Consider the following 20,549-nt stretch of genomic DNA (forward strand, 5'->3'; position numbering starts at 1 on the left):
GTCTTTCAATCGGAACCGGTGATACCGCAGTAAGCAGCGAGGGCAGCCTTGTGGTCGGGCGCTTCGACCTGCGCGGCCAGCCATGCATCGACCTCGTCGCGCGCCGGGATGCTGGCCTGCGCACCCAGGCGCGTGCATGCCAGGGCCGATGCCGCACTGGCGAAGCGTAACGCGTCCGCAAGCGGTGCATGCTGCGCCAGCCGGGCGGCGAGCGCACCGCAGAACGTATCGCCCGCAGCCGTGGTATCCACGGCATCGATGCGGAACGCCGGCTGCAGGAACAGTTCGCCCCCGCGCCTCGCGACACAGCCGCGGGCGCCCAGTGTGGCGACCACGCACGGCACCGGGAGGCGCGACATCTGCGCGACCAGCGTGCCGGGACCGGCGAGCGCGGCAAGTTCGCCTTCGTTGACCACCAGCAGGTCGACGTCCTGCAGCAACAAGGGCGGAAGCGCGGTGGCGGGCGCGGCGTTCAGCAGCACGTGCACGCCGGCGGCGTGTGCCACGTGTGCGAAGCTCGCCACGGCATCCAGTGGCGTTTCAAGTTGGAGCAGCAGGTGGGTGACACCGAATAGGGAAGGCAGGTGGTGCGGGCGCAGGGCAGCATTTGCGCCCGGCGCCACGGTGATCGCATTTTCCGCGTCGTCGGACAGGCAGATGAAAGCGGTGCCGCTGGCGACATCGGGCGCGCGGACGATGTGCGTCGCCACGCCGGCATCCACCAGTGCGGCTTCCAGCACCGTGGCGTAGGGATCATCGCCCAGCGCCAGCAGCATGCGCGTCGCCACGCCACCCGCGCGCGCGCAGGCCACGGCCTGATTGGCGCCCTTGCCGCCGGGGAAGGTGGCGAAGTCGCGACCGAGCACGGTTTCGCCCGGCGCGGGCACATGCGGCGCGCGGACAACGAAATCCAGGTTGGCCGAACCGGCCACCAGTACCGGCGCCTTCATGGCGACACCGTTGAATAGACCTGCCGGTAGAACGGCGCCGCGATCTTCGGCAACGCGGGGGCGCCGTCCGTCGGCAGGTGCTGCGACATGAGCACGATCACCAGCTTGCGGCTACGGTCGATGGTGAACCACGTGGACGCAGCGCCGGACCAGCCGAACTGCCCCTGCGAGCCAGGTCGCGTTGTCTTCGCGGTATCGGTGACCACGTAGCCGCCCAGGCCAAAACCTTCGCCCGCCTCCGGGTAGGCGACCGGCGGATCGAAACGCACGAGCTGGTCCTGCATCATCTGGTCGACGGTCGATGGCTGGAGCAGGCGGATGCCATCCAGTTCCCCGCCGTTGGCGAGCATGCGCGCAAAACGCAGGTAATCGGCGGCCGTCGAGTACAGGCCGCCCGCGCCGCTGCGGTAGGCACGCAGCGGAATGCCCGGCTCACGCGCGGAAGGCGTATCCGCCAGCACGCGATGGCCCTCGGCGTTGCGCGTGGTCAGCGCCATGATCCGCCCGCGCTGCGATGCCGGCACCTGGAAGCCGGTGTCGCGCATGCCGAGGGGCGCGAAGATCCGCGACTGCAGGAACACATCGAACGGCGTCCCACTGGCCACCTCTACGACCCGCGCCAGTACCTCGCTGTTGACGCCGTCGTACCGGAACCGGGTACCGGGTTCATCGGCCAACGGCGCGCGTGCGACACGGCGTGCGTAGTCCGCCAGATCTTCCGCGTCTTCCGGCGCCTGCTGCTGAAGCAATGCCGACGCCACCCGGATATCGTCGCCGCCAGTGGCGAAGCCCGCCGTGTGGGTCAACAGATGGCGCACGGTCAGGGGACGATGCACCGCCATGAGCTGCGGCTCCGCCTCGCCGCCGCCAGCCACGCGCTGCAACCCGGCGAACCCGGGCAGATAGCGCGCGACCGGATCATCCAGCCGCAACCTGCCCTCCTCCACCAGCATCAACGCCGCCACCGAGGTGATCGGCTTGGTCATGGAATAGATGCGGAAGATCGCATCTTCGCGCAGGGGCGTGCCTTGCAGGTCGGCCTCGCCCATGGCCCGGTGATAGACCCGCGCATCCTCCTGCCAGACGTCGGCCACCACGCCAAGGTATCCCGCTTGGTCCGTCGTCCGTTGGAGGTATTCGTCCAGGCGATCCAGGGATGCCGCCGGCTGCGCCGCGGCGAACCACGGCAGCGTGAGCAGCACAAGACCCCACCACGACGGTCGCCGACGGCCACCTGCCTGTGCAGGTGGCGCGGAGGCGACACGGTTGGCCAGCATCTGCCGTGGGGACAGCGAAGGATCCAAGATCAGAACGTGATGGTGTGGGTGATGGACACCATCCTGCCACGGCCCGCCCAGTAGTTCTGGAAGCCCTCCAGCTGCGACCAGCTGAGGATGTACTGCTTGTCGGTCAGGTTTTCGATGCCGAGCGAGAACTTGCCGAAGCGTTCGGTCTCGTAGTTCACACCCAGGTCGAACAGGGTGTAGCCGTAGGTGTTCTCTTCATACTCGAATTCCCGCCCGTCGAAATCCCGAACGTCGCTTCCCGAAAGATGACGGTCCGCCAGTCGCGTCGCGCCCAGCGTCACGTTTCCGTTGGGCAGGAAATTCCATGTCACCGACGCCGAGATCTTGTCCGGATTGATGTCCAGCACGCCCATCGGCTTGTTCAACCCGCCGGCACCGTAGTCGCCGTTTGGCGCTGCGGCCCAGAACGCGGTCTTGCCGCGGATCCGCGAGTACAGCGCACTGACCTTCCATTGCTCGTTGAAACGCCAGTCGCCACTTACCTCGATGCCTTTGATGCGGGTGGGGGCACGGGTGAGGATGAAATCGTTGTTGTTGGGATCGATGGCGAGCGATGTGCCGAACGGCGTCTCCGAGTCATAGTGCGACGCGCTGAACGAGCCGTGCTGCCCGCGCCAGTTGACGCCGAACTCCGTGTTTTCCACCACGATGGCCGCGATGTCCGCGATACGGTCAACCGACTGTCCCGGCACGCTGATGTTGCGCAGCGGAATGCCGATGTTCGGCAGGCCAAACCCCTCGCCATACGAGCCGAACACCGACCACTCGTCGGTGATGCGCCAGATCGCGCCGTAGTTGACCAGGTTCTCCTTGTACTGCACGCCGCCGCCCTGCACGTCCACGCTGTTGCGGTAGGCGGTGGTGGTGTAGCTGTCCACGTGCAGGTCGCCGTCTTCGCGACGGTAGCCGCCACTCAACGTCACCGGCCCGATGTCCCAGGTCAACTGTGCGTACGGCGCCTTGCTTTCGTATTCCATCGGCGGCACCCACAGGCGGTTGGTCAGCGCAAGGCGCTGCTCCGCGGTGTCCTTCACCAGATCGATGCCGGTCCGCAGTTCCAGCCCGGATACGTTGAACAGTTCCGGACGCGTCCAGCCGATGCGGAAACCCTTCTTCTCGGTGACGATCTCGGACTGGTCGAAGATGCGGTCGGCTTCGTCGAAGTCGTCGTCCACCTTCACGAGCTGCTTGTCGTCGCCGTTCTCTGGCAGGTAGCGCATCGCCTGGTCGGCGTAGTAGGCATCCACGCCCAGCGTGCCGCCGAGGAAGTTGCCATGCGTGTACTTCAATGCGTACTGCTTGAAGTCGTTGAACTCGGCCTTCTGGCCGAAGATCTGTCCGCGTTCGGACGTATTGGTGACCGGCACCGGGCAGTCTTCGTCGACATAGCGGCAACCCTCAACCTGGACGTAGTTGCCCTTACCCTCGATCTTGAAGTGGCTCAGGGTCGCCTGCAGGCGCTGCTCGCCGCTTTCGCCGAAGTTGATGCCCCCCTTCAGGAACAGGTTCTTTGCCTCGGAATCGGACACCGAACCGCTGGTGTTCATGCCGATGCGGCGACCATTGCCGTCGTACGAAATGCCGCGGTCGATGACCGATGCGCCGCCCAGGAAATCCACGTTGTCCTGCTTGTAGGCGTGGTTGACGCCCAGCTTCCAGCCGGCGCTGTCGTCGCCGAACTGGCTGGAATATCGCGACACCACCGTGGTCTCGTGGCCTTCCTTCTCCGGCACCTTGGAGAGGTAGTTGATGATGCCGCCAGCGGCGCCGATGCCTTCGGACGCCGACGGCCCGTTGATGACCTCGATGCGGCCGACCATGCCCATGTCGGTGAACGTCGCGTTGCGTCCACCCTCGCGCAGCGGCGAACCCTGCGGCACGCCATCGAACAGGCGCAGCGCGATGCGGCCACGCAGCGTCTCGCCGGTATTGCTCATCGCCTGCGACGATTCCGCGTATCCGGGAACCGTGCGCGCGAGCACGGCGGTGGCATCCTCGGTCACCAGCAGGGTGTGCTGGATCTCTTCGCGCGATACCAGGGTGATGGCGCCCGGAATCTTGTCCACGGCCTTCGGTGTACGCACACCCGTCACGATCACCTGGTCCAGGTCGACGGCATCCTTCGCCCGTTCTTCTTCGGCTGCTGCGTCCTGCGGCAGCGGGGTGTTCTGTTGGGCCTGGACGCTGGCGCTGACGGCGGCAGCCAGCAGGAAAACGCCGAACGCGGCGGGTACCTGTTTCATGGTCAGTTCTCGGAATGCTTCGGTGGACGGCACGGCGGCACAGCAGGCGACCGTTCCGTGACAGGGATGTGCGTGCAAGAAAGGCCGCAAGGGACGGCCGGCGTGCCCAGCGTTCCTCCCAGACGCTTGAACCCGACGATGCTCAAAGCCTAGGTGGACGGCCGTCACGGAAGAATCGTCCGCGGATATGTTCACAGGCTAGTTTTTGTAGCGTGCACTGCAACATCGCACGGCGATCAGGCCTGCCCGGTGGCGACGCGGCTCTCCTGCAGCAGCACGGTGACCAGGCGGATACGCACCGTGGAACGCGACCACACCATGCCGATCCGTCGGGGTTCGCTGGCAAGCGGCAAGGGGATGCGAAGCAGGTCCAGGCCCTCGGGCCACGGACGTGCCCAGTCCGGCACCAGCGATACGCCCAGGCCGCGGTCCACCATCACGGCGATGGCATTCAGGCCGTTCAGTTCGAAGCGCTCGCGCGGCACGATGCCTGCGCGGCGCAGGTAGTCGTCGGCGACCCGCCCACCCCACTGGTTGCGGTCGTAGCGGATCAACGGTTCCTCGCGCAGCAGGTCGTGCGGATCCCGGCCGGCCATGCGCGCAGGCGCGATCATCACCAGCGGCTCTTCGCGCAACAGCTGCCAATCACAGGTCTTGGGCAGGTTGTACGGCGCCTGCAGCACCAGCGCCGCATCGAGTTCGCCGGTTTCCACCGCGCGGTACAGCTCGGCCGAATAGCCGGGGCGGATGTAGACGTTGATCTGCGGGAACTTGTCGACCATCCGCGCCAGGATGTCCGGCAACATCCCCGCGAGCGCGGTGGGGCACGCGCCCAGGCGCAATTCGCCGGAGACTTCGCTGTCGTTGGCGACGCCGCGCATGTCGGCCACGTCACGCAGCAGGTCGCGCGCCCGCTGCAGGATGCGCGAACCCTCTTCGGTCAGGCTGACGGTACGGCCGGCACGCGCGATGAGCGGCGCGCCGAGTTCGCGTTCGAGGGTGCGGATCTGCTGCGCCACGGCCGCCGGCGTGATGTTGAGCACGCGTGCCGCCGCGGCCATCGAGCCGCGGTCGGCCACCACCACGAACGTATTCAGGAACTGGGTGTCCACGCGCCTCCCCTTGTCGCCCTCAGGCTACACGAGGGCAGACCGCACGACGATGGGACATATGGCCCATGCGCCATCAGCGCGTCGCGCCTACCGCATCCTGGCGATGGATGGTCAGTCCGCTCAGCGACTGCGCCGGCGGGGGGAACAGCCAGCTGGCGGCATAGCCGATGACGATGCAGAGCAGGATCGAGATGCCGAGATAGAAATAGGGATGCACCAGGTCCATCGACCACACCACCAGCGTCAGCGCGATGCTGCCGCCGATGCCGATCGCCACGCCTTGCGCGTTCGCCCGACGGGTGAACATGCCAAGCGTGTACGCGCCCGCGAACCCGCCGCCCAGCAAGCCGGCCAGTTCGATGGACACGTCGAACAGCGAATGGATGTCGTAGCGCGAGAGCACCAGCGCAATGCCGATGCCGGCAAGCCCGACCAGCACGCCCATGACTTCCGCGAACAGGACGCTCTTCTTGGGCGTGGGATGCTTCGCCAGCTTCTCGTAGAAGTCGACCGATGCCAGGGTCGAGACGCTGTTGATGATGCTGGACAACGTGGACATCGCGGCGGCGAAGATGCCGGCGATGATCAGGCCGGTCACGCCCATCGGGAGCTCGGCGGCGATGAACAAGGGGAAAGTGGCATCGAGGGGGAGCAATGGATTCATCCGCTCCGGGTGCGACTGGTAGTAGACGTACAGTGCCGTGCCGATGGCGTAGAAGAAGAACCCGCCGGGCACCATGATCGCCGCGAAAGTCCAGATGGAACGCCCCGCTTCCTTGTCCGACTTGGTGGACAGTACGCGCTGCATCAGCACCTGGTCCTTGGGGAAGGTCAGCACCACGTCGAACAGGACGAGGAAGATGAAGCCCCAGACGGTGGCCTTGGTGAGGTCGAAGCTGAAATCGAACAGGCGCGTCTTGTCTTCCGCCATGGCGACGTGCAGGAGCTCAGGCACGCCTCCATTGAGGTGGTAGATGATGAAGCCGATGGCGAAGATCGCGCCGCCGAACATCACGAAAACCTGCACGAAGTCGGTCCAGATGACCGCCTTCATGCCGCCCAGCGTGGTGTACAGGATGGTGAACACCCCCATGATCAGGATGCTCCACACCACGTCCACGCCGGTGATGGTCGCGATGGCCAGCGCCGGCAGGAACAGGATCACGCTCATGCGGCTGCCGATCTGCATGGCGATGCAGAGCGCGCTGGCCAGCATGCGGATGGCGGGGTGGAAGCGCTTCTCCAGATAGGAGAACACCGACATCAGGTCCAGCCGGCGCAGCAGCGGCACGATCCAGACCGCGACGAACATCAGGCCCAGCACGGCGATAAGGTTGTTGGTGAGGTACTGCCAGTTCGTCTCGAATGCCTTGGCCGGAATGGCGATGAAGCTGATCGAACTGGTGTTGGTGGCGTACAGGCTCACCCCCGCCGCCCAGAACGGAATGCTGCGGCCGCCCACGAAGAAATCCGCGGTGGAGGCACGTTTCTCCTGCAGGTAGAAATACATGCCGATGCCGACCATCGCCGCCAGATAGACCACGATCACCAGCCAGTCCAGCCACTTCAGCAGGTGGCTGCGCGCAGTGACCTCCACCATCCGGATCGCGCCTGCCGATTCGTCCGCACCGGCGAAGCCTGCGCCCCACGCGGTGACCGGCGCAGGCATCGTGTCGGCCAGCGCAGGCAGATCCGCCCACGCGCGCGTGACCGTGTGGAAGGTGGCAAGGCGCGGTGTCCGGATACCGGCTGCATCGGTCTGCAGCAGATACAGCACGTGCGCCTGCCCAACCGCGCGCGCGCCATCCGCTGCCAGCACCCGGCCGGGCACGGGCGGCAATGCCTGCCAACCGTGGTCCGGCGACCACCGCCACAAGGCGTCACCGCTCTCGTCGGCAATGGTGACGACCAGTTCACCGCGCTGCGCGACCAGTGTGTCCGCGGCACCGGCGCCGCCCCAGGCCGGCATGGATTGCCAGTCCGTGCCCGCTGCAGCGTCCAGCCTTCGCCGGAGCACGTGATTGACGCCCAGTTCGTCCTGCCCCACGACATGCAGCACACCGGCGCCTTCCGCCACGCGCAGCCTTGCCAACGGAAGCGGGAACTGCGGTAGATCACGCAATGCCAGCCGACCGTCCACAAGGGTCGCCTCCGCGATCGCGATCGCGCCGGACTCATCCGGCGACGGGCGTACGTGGTAAAGCCGCCCGATGGCCGCGTTCTTCCAGCCATCGGCATCGGCATTCGACGGCAACGCCACGGCGCGCCACTGCTTTTCCGCAGGTACCCACTGCCACGCGCCGGCATCCGCGAATGCGACAAGATGCGGCCCCACCGTATGCAGCGCGCGCACCTCGACCGGCGGTGCCGGCACCGAAGACTGATTCACGCCGGCCAGGCTTTCCGCCTGCGCTGGCAACAGCGCGGTGCTGAGGAGGAACAGCGGGAGCAGAACCACGAGCCTGCCCATGCGACGCAGCAGCGCAGCCACGCAGGCACCGGTGGCGCGCGTCACGCCCGCCCCCTTTCGGCGAGGGCAAGGACCGCGCGCGCGCGCGCCAGGAAGGGCGCATCGACCATGCGACCGTCGACGGCGAAGGCGCCTTCGCCCGAGCGCTCCGCGGCGTCGACCGTGCGTTGGGCTGCTTCGATTTCGCCTTCGGACGGGGCGAATACGGCGTTGGCCCACGCCACCTGGCGCGGATGCACGCAACTCTTGCCCAGATAGCCAAGCGCCCGCGCGGACTCCGCCTCGGCACGGAAGCCTGCCTCGTCGTCCAATCCCGGGAAAGCGGCGTCGTAGGCGAACACGCCCGCCTCTGCGGCGGCGAAGCGCAGCGCGTACTGGGTGGCGTGCACGTTGCGCAGGTCATCGCGGCGGATGCCGTGGGGCTCGAACAGATCGCCCAGCCCCAGCTGCAGGCCGCGCACGCGCGGATGCGCCTTCGCGATGGCGACCGCATGCCGGAGCGCGCGAGGCGTCTCGATATTGACCAGCAGCCCGACCGCCCTGCGCGAAGGCAGGCGCACCTCGATCGCTTCGATCTCGGCGACCGCCTGCCTGAGCTGCTCCGCCGACTCGATTTTCGGAAGATTGAGCAGATCGATGTCCAGCGGCAGGATCGCGCGCAGGTCGGCTTCCCACGCCGCCGTGCTCCACGCATTCACGCGGACCACCATCTGCTTGCCCGCCGCGCGATGCGGCGCACCGCTGAGCAGCGCCGCGACCTGCGCACGCGCTGCCTGCTTGTCGGCCTCGGCCACCGCGTCTTCGAGGTCGAGCGACAGCATGTCGGCATCGCTCGCCAACGCCTTGGCGAACAGGGCGGGACGGCTTCCCGGGACGAACAGTTTGCTACGCATGGACAGCGCTCATCATGGCGCGCAGTCTGCGGGAAACAGGCGAGAGGCAAAGCCCGCGCCAGCATCTTCAAACGATAGATTTTCCTGCGTCCGGGAATGTCGCAACGCAACATCCCCTGGTGCTGTCAGACACTCAACGCTTCACGTCGAGACTGTTCTCGCCAAGGAACGCCTGTACATCGGCGGCGCCCACAAGATTGAAGTCGCCCGGCAACGAGTGTTTCAGGCAGGCCGCCGCCACGCCGAAATGCAACGCATCGGCGCTGGTCATGCCGGCCAGACCGCCATGGAGCACGCCGGCAGCGAATGCATCGCCGGTCCCGATGCGATCCACGATCGGCGAGACCTCGTAGGCCGGCGTGGTATGCAACGCGCCATCGCGCAACGCGGTGATGGCCGACAGCGCGTGGTGGTCGACACTGCGCTGGACGCGAACCGTCGCGGCCATCTGGCCAAGATGAGGGAACGCCTTGAACGCGGCGGCGGCGCCGGCCGCGAAGCGTTCCTGCGGCGTCGCCTGCGGGAAATCCAGGCCCAGCACGACCTGCAGGTCGCGATGGCTGGCGAACAGGATGTCCGCTTCGGCCATCAGTCCACGCAGGATCGTCGGCGCATCACCGCCCCACGCTTCCCACAGCTTCGGCCTGAAGTTGCCGTCGAACGAGACCCTCACGCCCGCCGCACGTGCTGCCTTCACTGCCTCGAGGACGCCATCGGCGGCCTGCTGGCCGAGGGCCGGTGTCACGCCCGACACATGCAGCCAGTCTGCACCATCAAGCAGTGTCGTCCAGTCGTGCCGGCCACCGCCGACGCGCGCGAACGCCGAGTCGGCCCTGTCATAGAGCACCTCGCTCGGCCGATGGATGGCGCCGGAGGTCAGGAAGTACAGGCCCATCCGGCCCGGTGCCTGCTGCACGGCGGAGGTATCGACGCGGTGCCTGCGCAGCTCACCCAGTGCGGCTTCGCCGAGCGCATTGTCGGCGACCAGCCCCACCATCGCCGCGTCATGGCCGAATCTCGCCAGCGACACGGCCACGTTCGCCTCCGCGCCACCGACGTGCACGTCGAGCACAGGCGATTGCAGCAATACCTGACGACCCGGCGCGCCCAGCCGCAACAGCAATTCTCCGAAACAGACGATCTTCCCCATCACCCTTTCCTCCCGTTGCGACGACACGTGTCACCTCATCGACAGCCAGTTCCGGCTTGTCCTCGGGACAAGATAATCCGGGTCAGTCGCCAGTTGTTGTTGCAGCGCACACTCTGTTAGCGTTCGTTTTGACCAGCGGTGTCATTTTACCAGCTGGCAGGATCTGTAAGGGAATAAACCGCTTTATTTTCGATCAAAACAGTCGCTACACGCGGCCATGGTCCCTTGAGGAGGGGAGAACATGCCAGTCAGTCACAACAGCCGGAAGACACCGGTTACCTTGCTTGCTGTCTCGATCGGCCTGGCGCTGCAGATGAGTGCAGCCGCACACGCCCAGGAAGCAGCGCAATCCACTGAATCGAGTGAGGCCGCGCCGGCGCAGGCTGATGTCTCCACCCTGGATACCGTCAGTGTCACCGGCTACCGCGCCAGCGTGGAAAAGGCGCTCGACATCAAGCGCGGCGAAGCCGGCGTGGTCGATGCCATCGTGGCCGAGGACATCGGCAAGTTCCCGGACCTCAACCTGGCCGAATCCCTGCAACGCATCCCGGGCGTGGTGATCACGCGTGATGCCGGCGAAGGCCGCAACATCTCGGTGCGTGGCCTGGGCCCTGACTTTACCCGCGTGCGCATCAACGGCATGGAAGCGCTGACCACGGTGGGCGCCACCGACCAGTCAGGTGGCTCCAACCGTGGCCGTGGCTTCGACTTCAACGTGTTCGCGTCGGATCTGTTCTCGCAGCTGATCGTGCGCAAGACCGCGCAGGCTGACGTGGAAGAAGGCTCGCTGGGCGCCACCGTCGACCTGCGCACGGCACGCCCGTTCGATTACGACGGCTTTACCTTCGTCGCCAGCGGCCAGCTCAGCCACAACGACATGGCCAGCGAAACCGATCCACGCGTGGCCGCGCTGATCGCCAACACCTGGGCCGATGGCACGTTCGGCGCCCTTCTGTCCGTCGCCTATTCCGAACGCCAGTTGCTGGAAGAAGGTAGCGGCAGCGGACGTTGGGCGAACGGCCCCAGCAATGGCGGATTCAGCGCAACGTCGCCGTTCGCGGCAGCGCGCGCCGCCGACGTCTACCATCCGCGCTTCCCGCGTTACACGCTGATGGAACACGACCAGAAGCGCACCGGCGTGACCGCGTCGTTCCAGTTCAAGCCCAGCGACCGCACCCAGTTCGCGCTGGATGCGCTTTATTCGAAGATCGATGCTACCCGGGACGAGAAGTACATCGAGGCGATTTCATTCAGTCGCAACGTCGCCAATCCGAATCCGACGACCAATCCCTTGTCGGGCAAGCCGCATACGATCGTGCGCGATGGCGTGATCCAGGACGGCGCCCTTGTCTATGGCCTCTTCGACGATGTGGATATCCGCTCGGAGAGCCGTCACGACGAATGGAACACGGTCTACACCCAGCTGAACTTCGAGGGTGAGCACGAGTTCACCGACAACTTCAAGATCAGCGGCAAGATCGGCACGTCCAAGTCGGAGCATGAGAATCCGATCCAGACGACGATCATCATGGACAAGTACAACGTCGACAACTACAGCTACGACTACCGCGGCGACTGGTACAAGCCGGTGCTGAACTACGGCATCGACCCGACGGACCCCAATGGCTGGACGCTGGCCGAGATCCGCATCCGCCCGCAGTATGTGACCAACAAGTTCGACAATGCACAGCTTGATTTCAACTGGAACATAAGCCCGGGCTTCCGCCTGAAGGGCGGCGTGCAGGCGAAGGACTACTCGTTCGATACGCGTGAACTGCGTCGCGGCAACGAGCTTTCGGTACCGACCTTCACGGGTGGAACACGCATCGTGCCGGCCGACCTGACCGAACTGGCCCGTCTGAGTGGCGTGAGCGGGTCGCCGGGCACCTGGGTCATCCCCGATTACCAGGCCGTGGCCGACCTGTTCGACATCTACAGCAACAGCGGCACCTTCGCGGTGACCGAGCGCGCGGTCAACACGCGCAGCGTGGAAGAGGAAGACCGCGGCGTCTACCTGATGGGCGAGTTCTCCACGGACCTCGGCCCGATCCCGCTGTCGGGCAACGTCGGCGTGCGCTATGTACGGACCAAGCAGACGTCGACCGGCATTGCCACCACCAGTGGCACGCCGGTCGCGGCGACCGTAACGCGCGAGTACAGCGACACCCTGCCGTCGATGAACCTTGTGGCGGAACTCAGCCCCGACCTGCTGCTGCGCCTCGGCGCCGCCAAGGTGATGTCGCGACCGGGCCTGGGTTCACTGACGCCCGGTGTTACCGTTGCCGTCGCCGGTGGCGCGCGCACGGTGTCGGGTGGTAACCCCAACCTCGACCCCATCCGCGCCAAGACCGTCGATCTGGGCCTGGAGTGGTACTTCAACGAAGGCGCGATGCTCGGCGTTGGCCTGTTCTACAAGGACATCGACAGCTTCGTGCAGACCACGCGCGAGATCCGCAGCTACGAGTCAAGCGGACTGCCGGCCAGCCTGCTGGAAGGCACGGGCGCTTCGGTCACCGATGACTTCACCTTCACCATTCCGCTCAATACGCCGGGTGGTGAGCTGACGGGTTTCGAGGCGAACTACGTCCAGCCGTTCACCTTCCTGCCAGGCAAGTGGGCGAACCTCGGCGTGCAGTTGAACTACACGTATGTCGATTCGAAGATCCAGTACGTCAACAGCGGCGGCACCAATGTGCTGAAGACTGACCTGCTTGGCCTGTCCAAGACCGCCTGGAACGCCACGCTGTTCTATGAAGGCGAGCGCTTCTCCGGCCGTGTCTCGGCCACCAATCGCGACGACTACCTCATCCAGGCACCGGGTGCGGAACAAGGGTTCAACCTGGACGGCGTGCATGGCCAGACCGGCACCACGACGGTCGATGCCTCGGTGCGCTGGAAGATCAACGACAAGCTCGAGTTGAGCCTGGAGGGCATCAACCTCACCGACGAACCGCAGGAATCCTGGGTGTCGAACCCCAGCGTCACCCTGCCGCTGGACTACAGCGAGACCGGCCGTCAGTACCTTCTGGGCCTGCGCTACAAGTTCTGATGCGTTGACCGTCCCGCACCTCCCTGGTGGAGGTGCACCCGAAGCCCGGCCGACTCTCCCGGCCGGGCTTTTTTTATCTCCCGCGACCAGCGTCCCGGCCGGGAAAGCGATTACATCGCGCCTCGCTGTCCATGGGACATTTTCTGTTTCGAATCAATCAGTTGTTGTTGCACCGCACACTCTGATAGCGTCTTTGACCAGCGGTGTCATCACGACTGCATCGCGAACGATCCACTGGGGAAATCACGTCGTCGTCGGCGCTCGCTGACACACAAAAACGGTTGGCCGCCCTTGGGAGGGGGATGTCATGAAGCGCAATCTGAAGAATCGGAAGACACCGGTTACCGTACTCGCATTCTCGATCGCCGTCGCACTGCACGCGCCGGCTTTCGCGCAATCGCAGGAGACTTCACCAACGCCGCCCGTCGCCACGGATCTTGATCGCGTCGAGGTGGTCGGCACGTTCCGTGCAAGCCTCGAGAAGGCGCTGGAAGAGAAACGCTACAGCGCCGAACAGATCGACGCCGTCGTTGCGGAGGACATCGGCAAGTTTCCTGATCTCAATCTTGCCGAAGCGCTCCAGCGCATTCCTGGCGTGGCGATCGATCGCGATGCCGGCGAAGGCCGCTCGATCACCGTCCGCGGCCTGGGACAGGACTTCACCCGCGTACGCATCAACGGACTGGAAGCGCTGGCCACGACGGGCGGCACGGACAGCTCGGGCGGTGCGAACCGGGGACGTGGCTTCGACTTCAACGTGTTCGCCGCAGAGCTCTTCAGCAAGCTGACGGTGCGCAAGACACAATCGGCCCAGATCGACGAAGGCTCGCTCGGTGCCACCGTCGATCTGCGCGCGGCGCGTCCTTTCGATTACGACGGCTTCACCAGCACGGTGACCAGCCAGATGGGCTACAACGACCTGTCGAAGCAATGGGATCCGCGCTTCTCCGCGTTGATCAGCAATACCTGGGCGGACGGCAAGTTCGGGGCGTTGCTGTCGGCGGCCTACAGCGAGCGGAACCTGCTGGAGGAAGGCTACAGCGCGGTGCGCTGGGACAACGGTCCTTCCTCCAACGGCTTCTGCAGTCCGGTCGGCTACACACCGCAGAACAACGCCAACAATGGCGGGCGCGGCACCACCGCGCTGAACTGCTCCACCGGCAATCCGCGCCCCGCCAACACCCAGGCCAACAACGATGCATACCGCCTGGCATCGGCCACCACCACCTTCCATCCGCGCCTGCCGCGCTACGGCCGCCTGACCCACGAACAGGAACGGTTGGGCGTGACCGCCGCGCTGCAGTTCAAGCCCAGCGACCGCACGCTGCTGAGTTTCGATGCGATGTACTCGAAGCTGGATGCGACCCGCCAGGAGGATTTCCTGGAGACGATCTCCTTCAGCCGCTCGAACACGCAGGGCGGCAAGTACGAGACGCATGTGCTCCAGGCTGAAGTGGATGATCGCGGCAACCTGGTCTACGGCGTGTTCGACAATGTCGACGTGCGTTCGGAATCCCGTTTCGACGAGCTGTCCACGGAGTTCAGCCAGTACAGCCTGAGCCTGGAGCAGGACATCACCGATCGCCTGAAGCTCAACGCGATGGTCGGCACGTCCACGTCGGAGTTCAAGAATCCCGTGCAGACCACGGTGACGTTCGACATCCAGAACCTCGACGGCTACAGCTGGGACTATCGCGGCAACAGCCGCCTGCCGGTGATCACCTACGGCAGCCTCGATGTGAACAGCCCGTCGTCCTGGCGCTGGATCAGCAGCCCGGCGGCGAACACCACCGGCTCCGAGATCCGCATCCGCCCGCAGGGCGTCGACAACACCTTCGACACCGGCAAGCTGGACCTGGATTTCGTCATCAACGAGACATTCACGCTGCGCGGGGGGATGTCGTACAAGAAGTTCGGCATGGACACGTGGGAGTTCCGCCGCAGCAGCGAAACGTCGGTCCCCGCCCTGCCCACCGGCACGACGCTCGGCGACCTGTCCTCGCTGGTCACCGGCTTCGGCCGCGGCCTGGACGGGCGGGCGCCCGGCTCATGGCTGATCCCGGACCTCGATGCGATCGCCAGCCTCTTCAACATCTACTGCAATTGCAACACCGGCGTGCCCGGCGGCGACTTCACCTTGAGCAGCATCACCAACGGCAATGCGCGCGGCAACAACCGCAGCATCAGCGAAGAGGATTGGGGCGGCTACCTGCAACTGGATTTCAACGCGGATCTGGCGGGCCGCCCGATGCGCGGCAACGTGGGCGTCCGCTACGCGACCACCGATGTCGATGCCAGCGGCTATACGTCGGTCGGTGGCGGCAGCCCGGTCACGGTCAGCAACGACTACAAGGACTGGCTGCCGTCGTTGAACCTCGCATGGGACGTCACCGACGACCTGGTGCTGCGCTTCGGTGCCGCCAAGGTCATGGCAAGGCCGCAACTGGGCAACCTGTCGCCCGGTGCCGGCATCACCACCACCGGGTCGCCCAACATCCGCGTGGGCAACCCGTATCTCGATCCGTTCCGTGCCAAGACCTATGATTTCAGTGCGGAGTGGTACTTCGCGGAAGACTCGGTGCTGTCGCTGGCGCTGTTCTACAAGGACATCGAGACCTACATCCAGGAACTGCGCGAGAACATTGCCTACCGCGACACCGGCCTTCCGCTGGAATGGGTGCCGTCCACGTTCTGGGACGTGCCGTTCGATGTCCGCACGCCCATCAACACTCCCGGCGGTCCGCTGAAGGGTTTCGAGCTGAACTACCAGCAGCCGTTCTCGTTCCTGCCGGGTGGTTTCCGTCATTTCGGCGTGCTGCTCAACTACACGCACGTGAAATCGGATATCGACTATGCGGTGCCGGGCAGCTTCCCCGTGACCTACATCGCCGATGAGCTGGTCAACCTGTCGCCGAAGTCCTACAACGCCACGCTCTACTACGACAACAACAAGTTCAGCGCACGTATCTCCACGTCGTTCCGCGACGACTATCTGCAGCGCGTCCCGGGACAGAACAACAACGACGTGGAAGGAAAGCGCAGTGCACGCAGCGTGGACTTCTCCATGTCGTACAAGTGGGACAAGCACTTCACCCTCACCTTCGAGGGGATCAACCTGACAGACGAGTTCAACGACCAGTACGTGGATTCGGTCGGCGATCGCGCCTCCGTGTACCACCATACGGGACGCCAGTACTACGTCGGCGCGCGGTTCAACTTCTGACCGCTGCGGGCGGGCGCGCCAGCACGGGCGCCCGCCTTCCCTTCTGCTGCTGCAACGTCACGGGCGCCGGCATGATCCCCGCGGCACTGATGCCCCGTGACCGACGGGTGTTCGGTTGATGCTTGAAGGCACAGGAAATCCACAGTTTGAAAGCCCGGCGCGCATGGTCCGGCGGGCGGGCGGGCGTGGCGAGCCGTGTACATGGAAGACCCGCCTTCCGGCGGGTCGTCTTCGTCACCTTGCGCGCGCGGTACAGCGGCGGCACGGCGCCTCAGCGCAACGGTTCGCCCTTCGGGTAACCACTGATGGGCTCCATCACGTCGAGATTCCATTCGCTTTCGATGAACGGCTTGCGGGCTTCCTTGTACTGCGGGTAGCCACCCACCTGCTCCTGGCTGTCGATGATTTCACCACGGCCTTCGATGACGTCGGCGACGATGCGGCGGTCGACCAGGTCGCGGTTCCATGGCGTCGCGCCCGCAGTCTCTATGACGGCATCCTGGACTTCACCGGAGCCCCGGAGGGTGACGCCGAAGGGCAACGCGGGCGCCTGCTTGACGCGGTTGAGCTTCACCGGCGCGGTCGTGTAGCTGCCGGTCTCCTGGATGCTCTTGTTGCCCACGCGATCGACGATGAGGTTGTCCTGCGCGTACAGGTCGAGATCGCCGGAGCCGCCGATCATCAGGAACGCCAGCGGCTCGGTGGACCGGCCCGCACGCATGACGTTGCCGCGCACGATCATCTCGCCACGCGAGTACGGATGGCCCATCCACTCCTCTGCGATCAGGTTGTAGTGGATGGCGCGCTGGCCGGGGTTGTAGATCAGGTTGTTGATCACCTGGCCGCGCGCGCCGCCCTTGAACAGCGGGCTGCGCTCGTAGTTGTGCGCATACAGGTTGCCGACGATCAGGACCTCGTTGACGTGGTCGTGGATCAGCGAGCCCTTGGAATGTTCGCCCTTGGCATGGATCGAATTCGCCAGTCCCTCACCGACGATGTTGTTGCTGTAGGTGATGCGGCGCGACGCGTTGGCCATCCACTCGGCTTCGTTTTCGCCATGGAAGCGCGTGCTGGATGCGCTGAGGTTTTCATCCGTCGCCCAGGTAAGCGAGCAGTGGTCGACGACGACGTCATGCGCGCCGCGCACGGTGGTGATGGCATCGATGTCGCCCGAACGCTTGGGCAACCCGCCATCGCCGGGCCGGATGCGAATGTGGCGGATGACCACATCGTGGGTGGCGATGGTCAGGCCGCCCTTGATGATGGTCACGCCAGGGTGCGGTGCAGTCTGGCCGGCGATGGTCAGGAACGGCTCGGTGATGCGCAGCTCCTTCATGCCGAGGTCGATCACGCCACCGACCTCGAACACCACGATGCGCGGGCCCTTGCCCGTCACCGCTTCCTTGAACGAGCCGGGACCGTCGGCGGCCAGGCTGGTGACGCGGATGATCTTGCCGCCACGCCCGCCGGGCGTGTGCGCGGCCGCGCCCTGCGCGCCGGGGAATGCAAGCACGGGCGCGGCGGCGGCGAGGACCGGCGTCATCGCCAGCGCCATCAGCAGGGCGGCCAGGCCGCAGGTCAGTCCGCGGGCCCGCGCGGGAAAACGGATATGAAGCATTGGCTCCCTCCCAGGAGTGGATCGACGCATCGTGGCATCGGGATGGGTTTTGCGGCAGTGCACATTGTCAATGACACCGGTTTACCATATACAGGCCATCAACCTGCACTGTCACTCGGCAGTGCAACAAAACGCAGCGGGGAGAACCCTCTTGAGTACTGACCACAGCGCGCCGTCCGACGGTCGCACGGAAGCCCCAGAACTGGCCGCCATCGCGGACAGCTTCGTCAGCGCGCGGCGTCAGGGACGCGCATTGCCCGGCTTCCCCGGAGATATCCCGGATGATCTGGTCACGGCATACCGCGTGCAGGATCTTGCGATCGCGCAGTGGCCGGACCGGGTCGCCGGGTGGAAGGTCGGCTTCATCGCGCCCGAGCGGCGCGACGGGTCCGGCGATGAGCGCCTGCTGGGACCGATCTTCGCCCGTCAGCTCAAGTTGACCACCGGTGGTCAGGAAACCTTCGACGTGTTCGCCGGCGGCTTCGGCGCGGTGGAAGCGGAGTACGTATTGCGCCTGGACGCGGATGCCCCTGCCGAGAAGACCCACTGGACACCGGAAGAGGCCGCCACCGTCGCCTCCACGCTGTTCATCGGCATGGAAGTGGCCAGCAGCCCGTTGGCCACGATCAACCAGTTGGGTCCGCGTGTCGTCGTATCCGACTTCGGCAACAACAACGGACTCGTGATGGGTGCCGAGATTCCCGGATGGGCCGACCGCAGCGATGCGTCGCTGACGTGCAGGACCTGGATCGAGGGTCGGCAGGTCGGTCAGGGGGGGGCGACAACGCTGCCTGGCGGCCTGCGCGCGGCCTTCGCCTTCGCGCTCGCACGCTCGGCCCGGCGTGGCCGGCCGCTCAAGGCCGGCGACCTGATCGCCACGGGTAACGCCACCGGCATCCACGACATCCTGCCGGGCCAGCGGGCACGCATCGACTTCGCCGGCCATGGCACCATCGAATGCCTCGCGGTCGCCGCGACCCCGAAGGACGAAGGAGACTGGCGCGCATGATGAACCGTCGGCGTTTCCTGGGCACGGGCCTCGGCGTCGCTGCTGCGCTGCCATTGGCCGGTACCCGTGCGTTGGCCGACGACGGCCGGCACGTGCTGACCGCCACCGACGTGCACGTCAAGGACTACCCCACGGTCGAAGCCGTGCGCTGGATCGGCGAAACGATGGCGCGCGAGACCGGGGGCCGCGTGACGCTGCGCCAGTACCACTCCGGCCAGCTCGGTCGCGAGTCGGAAGCGATCGACATGGCGCGCTTCGGCGCCATCGACATGACCCGCGTGTATGCCGGTGCGCTGAACAATGCCTTCCCGCTGACCCAGGCGTTGTGTCTCCCGTATGTATTCGATTCGGTGGCGCACATGCGCCGCGCGATGGATGAAGGCGTGGGCAAGACAGTGCTGGAAGGCTTCTCCCGCCGCGGGCTGGTCGGCCTGGCGATCTACGACTCCGGTGCGCGCTGCTTCTACAACGCACGCCGCGCCATCGAGAAACCCGGGGACCTGCATGGCATGAAGATCCGTGTGCCGGTGTCGGACATCTTCATCCGGATGCTGCGGCTGTTCGGTGCCAATCCCACCCCGCTTTCGCTGGGCGAAGTGTTCTCCGGCCTCGAGACGCACATGATCGACGGGGCGGAGAACAATATCCGCAGTTTCCACTCCAGTCGTCACTTCGAGGCGGCGCAGTACTGGTCGCAAACCAACCATTCCTACGCACCGGACGTGCTGCTGGTCTCGCAGCGCACGCTGGATCAACTGCAGCCCCGCGACCGCGAGTTGCTGGTGGAGACGGCGCGCCAGTCCGTGGGCGTGATGCGCACGCTCTGGGACGCATCCGAAGCGAAGGCACGCGATGCCGTGTTCGCGGCCGGGGTGAAGCACAACGATGCCGACCTGGTGGCGTTCGCGCGCGCGTCGGCACCGCTGCTGTCCGAATACCGGCGCGACGCCACCATGGACGCCCTGTACCGCCGCATCCGTGACCTGGCCTGAGAACAAACGCGATGTCCGAAGAAACCACACCGTCTCCCGCCACGCCGCTGCAACGCGGCATGGACCTGCTGTCGAACGCTGCCATCGCCGTGGCGGTCGTTGCCCTGCTCGGACTGGTAGTCGTACAGGGTTGGCAGGTGATCGCCCGCTACGTCATCAATGATTCGCCCAGCTGGACCGAGCCGGTCACCGTATTGCTGCTGACCACCGCCATGAGCCTTGGGGCCGCGGCAGGCGTCCATACGAACCGCCACTTCGGCTTCTTCCTGTTGGCCGATGCAGTGGGTCCTCGACTGAAGAAGCTGCTGCACGCCGTATCCCCGTTGATGATCGCCGCGATCGGCGCGGTGATGGCCTACTGGGGCGCAGTGCTGCTGTTCGACGGACTGGACATCCGCATCGCCGGCGCACCGATGCCGCAGAGCATCGGATACCTGCCGCTCTCGCTGGGCGGCCTGCTGATGGCGGTGTTCGCCCTGAATCGACTGCTCCTGGTGCTGCGCGCGCCGCTGACCGACGAGGCCCGCTGACCC

The 20,549-nt window shown here is 65.6% G+C and carries 13 protein-coding genes; 5 read left to right on the forward strand and 8 right to left on the reverse strand.

Translation table 11 applies throughout. The annotated features are described in order from the left end of the window. Positions 1-5: 5 nt before the first annotated feature. From ACIPRS_RS05980 to ACIPRS_RS06010, 7 genes are all read right to left on the reverse strand, one after another. Positions 6-950: a ribokinase gene (locus ACIPRS_RS05980; RefSeq protein WP_446537858.1), complete on the reverse strand. Its 945-nt coding sequence runs from the start codon at positions 948-950 to the stop codon at positions 6-8. After that, entirely contained in the window at positions 947-2,254 is a 1,308-nt protein-coding gene (locus ACIPRS_RS05985; protein WP_446537859.1) for a serine hydrolase domain-containing protein, read from the reverse strand. The genes ACIPRS_RS05980 and ACIPRS_RS05985 overlap by 4 nt, the downstream gene beginning before the upstream one ends. 2 nt (positions 2,255-2,256) lie before the next feature. Continuing rightward, a complete protein-coding gene (locus tag ACIPRS_RS05990) occupies positions 2,257-4,500 on the reverse strand; it encodes a TonB-dependent receptor (RefSeq protein ID WP_446537860.1) in 2,244 nt (747 codons plus the stop codon). Positions 4,501-4,736: 236 nt separating this feature from the next. After that, positions 4,737-5,612, reverse strand: coding sequence for a LysR family transcriptional regulator (locus tag ACIPRS_RS05995; protein ID WP_446537861.1), 876 nt, complete (start codon positions 5,610-5,612; stop codon positions 4,737-4,739). A 73-nt stretch (positions 5,613-5,685) separates the two neighbouring features. Continuing rightward, positions 5,686-8,127: a sodium:solute symporter gene (locus ACIPRS_RS06000; RefSeq protein ID WP_446537862.1), complete on the reverse strand. Its 2,442-nt coding sequence runs from the start codon at positions 8,125-8,127 to the stop codon at positions 5,686-5,688. After that, positions 8,124-8,975 (reverse strand): HpcH/HpaI aldolase/citrate lyase family protein, encoded by an 852-nt coding sequence (locus ACIPRS_RS06005; protein WP_446537863.1) that lies wholly within the window; start codon positions 8,973-8,975, stop codon positions 8,124-8,126. Before ACIPRS_RS06005 ends, ACIPRS_RS06000 begins: the two co-directional genes overlap by 4 nt. 133 nt (positions 8,976-9,108) lie before the next feature. Beyond that, positions 9,109-10,125 (reverse strand): sugar kinase, encoded by a 1,017-nt coding sequence (locus ACIPRS_RS06010; RefSeq protein ID WP_446537864.1) that lies wholly within the window; start codon positions 10,123-10,125, stop codon positions 9,109-9,111. Between the two features lie 241 nt (positions 10,126-10,366). On the opposite strand from ACIPRS_RS06010, the gene ACIPRS_RS06015 reads away from it, so the two are divergent. Next, entirely contained in the window at positions 10,367-13,174 is a 2,808-nt protein-coding gene (locus ACIPRS_RS06015; protein WP_446537865.1) for a TonB-dependent receptor, read from the forward strand. 307 nt (positions 13,175-13,481) lie between these two features. After that, positions 13,482-16,397 carry a TonB-dependent receptor gene (locus ACIPRS_RS06020; RefSeq protein ID WP_446537866.1) on the forward strand — a complete coding sequence of 972 codons (2,916 nt, stop codon included), beginning with the start codon at positions 13,482-13,484 and terminating at the stop codon, positions 16,395-16,397. A gap of 271 nt (positions 16,398-16,668) precedes the next feature. Here ACIPRS_RS06020 and ACIPRS_RS06025 read toward each other — a convergent pair whose 3' ends face one another. Beyond that, a complete protein-coding gene (locus ACIPRS_RS06025) occupies positions 16,669-18,015 on the reverse strand; it encodes a pectate lyase family protein (protein ID WP_446537867.1) in 1,347 nt (448 codons plus the stop codon). A gap of 151 nt (positions 18,016-18,166) precedes the next feature. Between ACIPRS_RS06025 and ACIPRS_RS06030 the strand changes: the two genes are divergently transcribed. The 3 genes from ACIPRS_RS06030 to ACIPRS_RS06040 are packed head-to-tail and all read left to right on the forward strand — an operon-like array spanning position 18,167 to position 20,546. Further along, positions 18,167-19,024 carry a 2-keto-4-pentenoate hydratase gene (locus tag ACIPRS_RS06030; protein WP_446537868.1) on the forward strand — a complete coding sequence of 286 codons (858 nt, stop codon included), beginning with the start codon at positions 18,167-18,169 and terminating at the stop codon, positions 19,022-19,024. Then, entirely contained in the window at positions 19,021-20,016 is a 996-nt protein-coding gene (locus ACIPRS_RS06035; RefSeq protein ID WP_446537869.1) for a TRAP transporter substrate-binding protein, read from the forward strand. The genes ACIPRS_RS06030 and ACIPRS_RS06035 overlap by 4 nt, the downstream gene beginning before the upstream one ends. A gap of 11 nt (positions 20,017-20,027) precedes the next feature. Beyond that, complete coding sequence (locus ACIPRS_RS06040) at positions 20,028-20,546, forward strand: TRAP transporter small permease (RefSeq protein ID WP_337730704.1); 519 nt, start codon at positions 20,028-20,030, stop codon at positions 20,544-20,546. Positions 20,547-20,549 lie beyond the last annotated feature (3 nt).

Source organism: Pseudoxanthomonas sp. LARHCG66, from assembly GCF_052871755.1.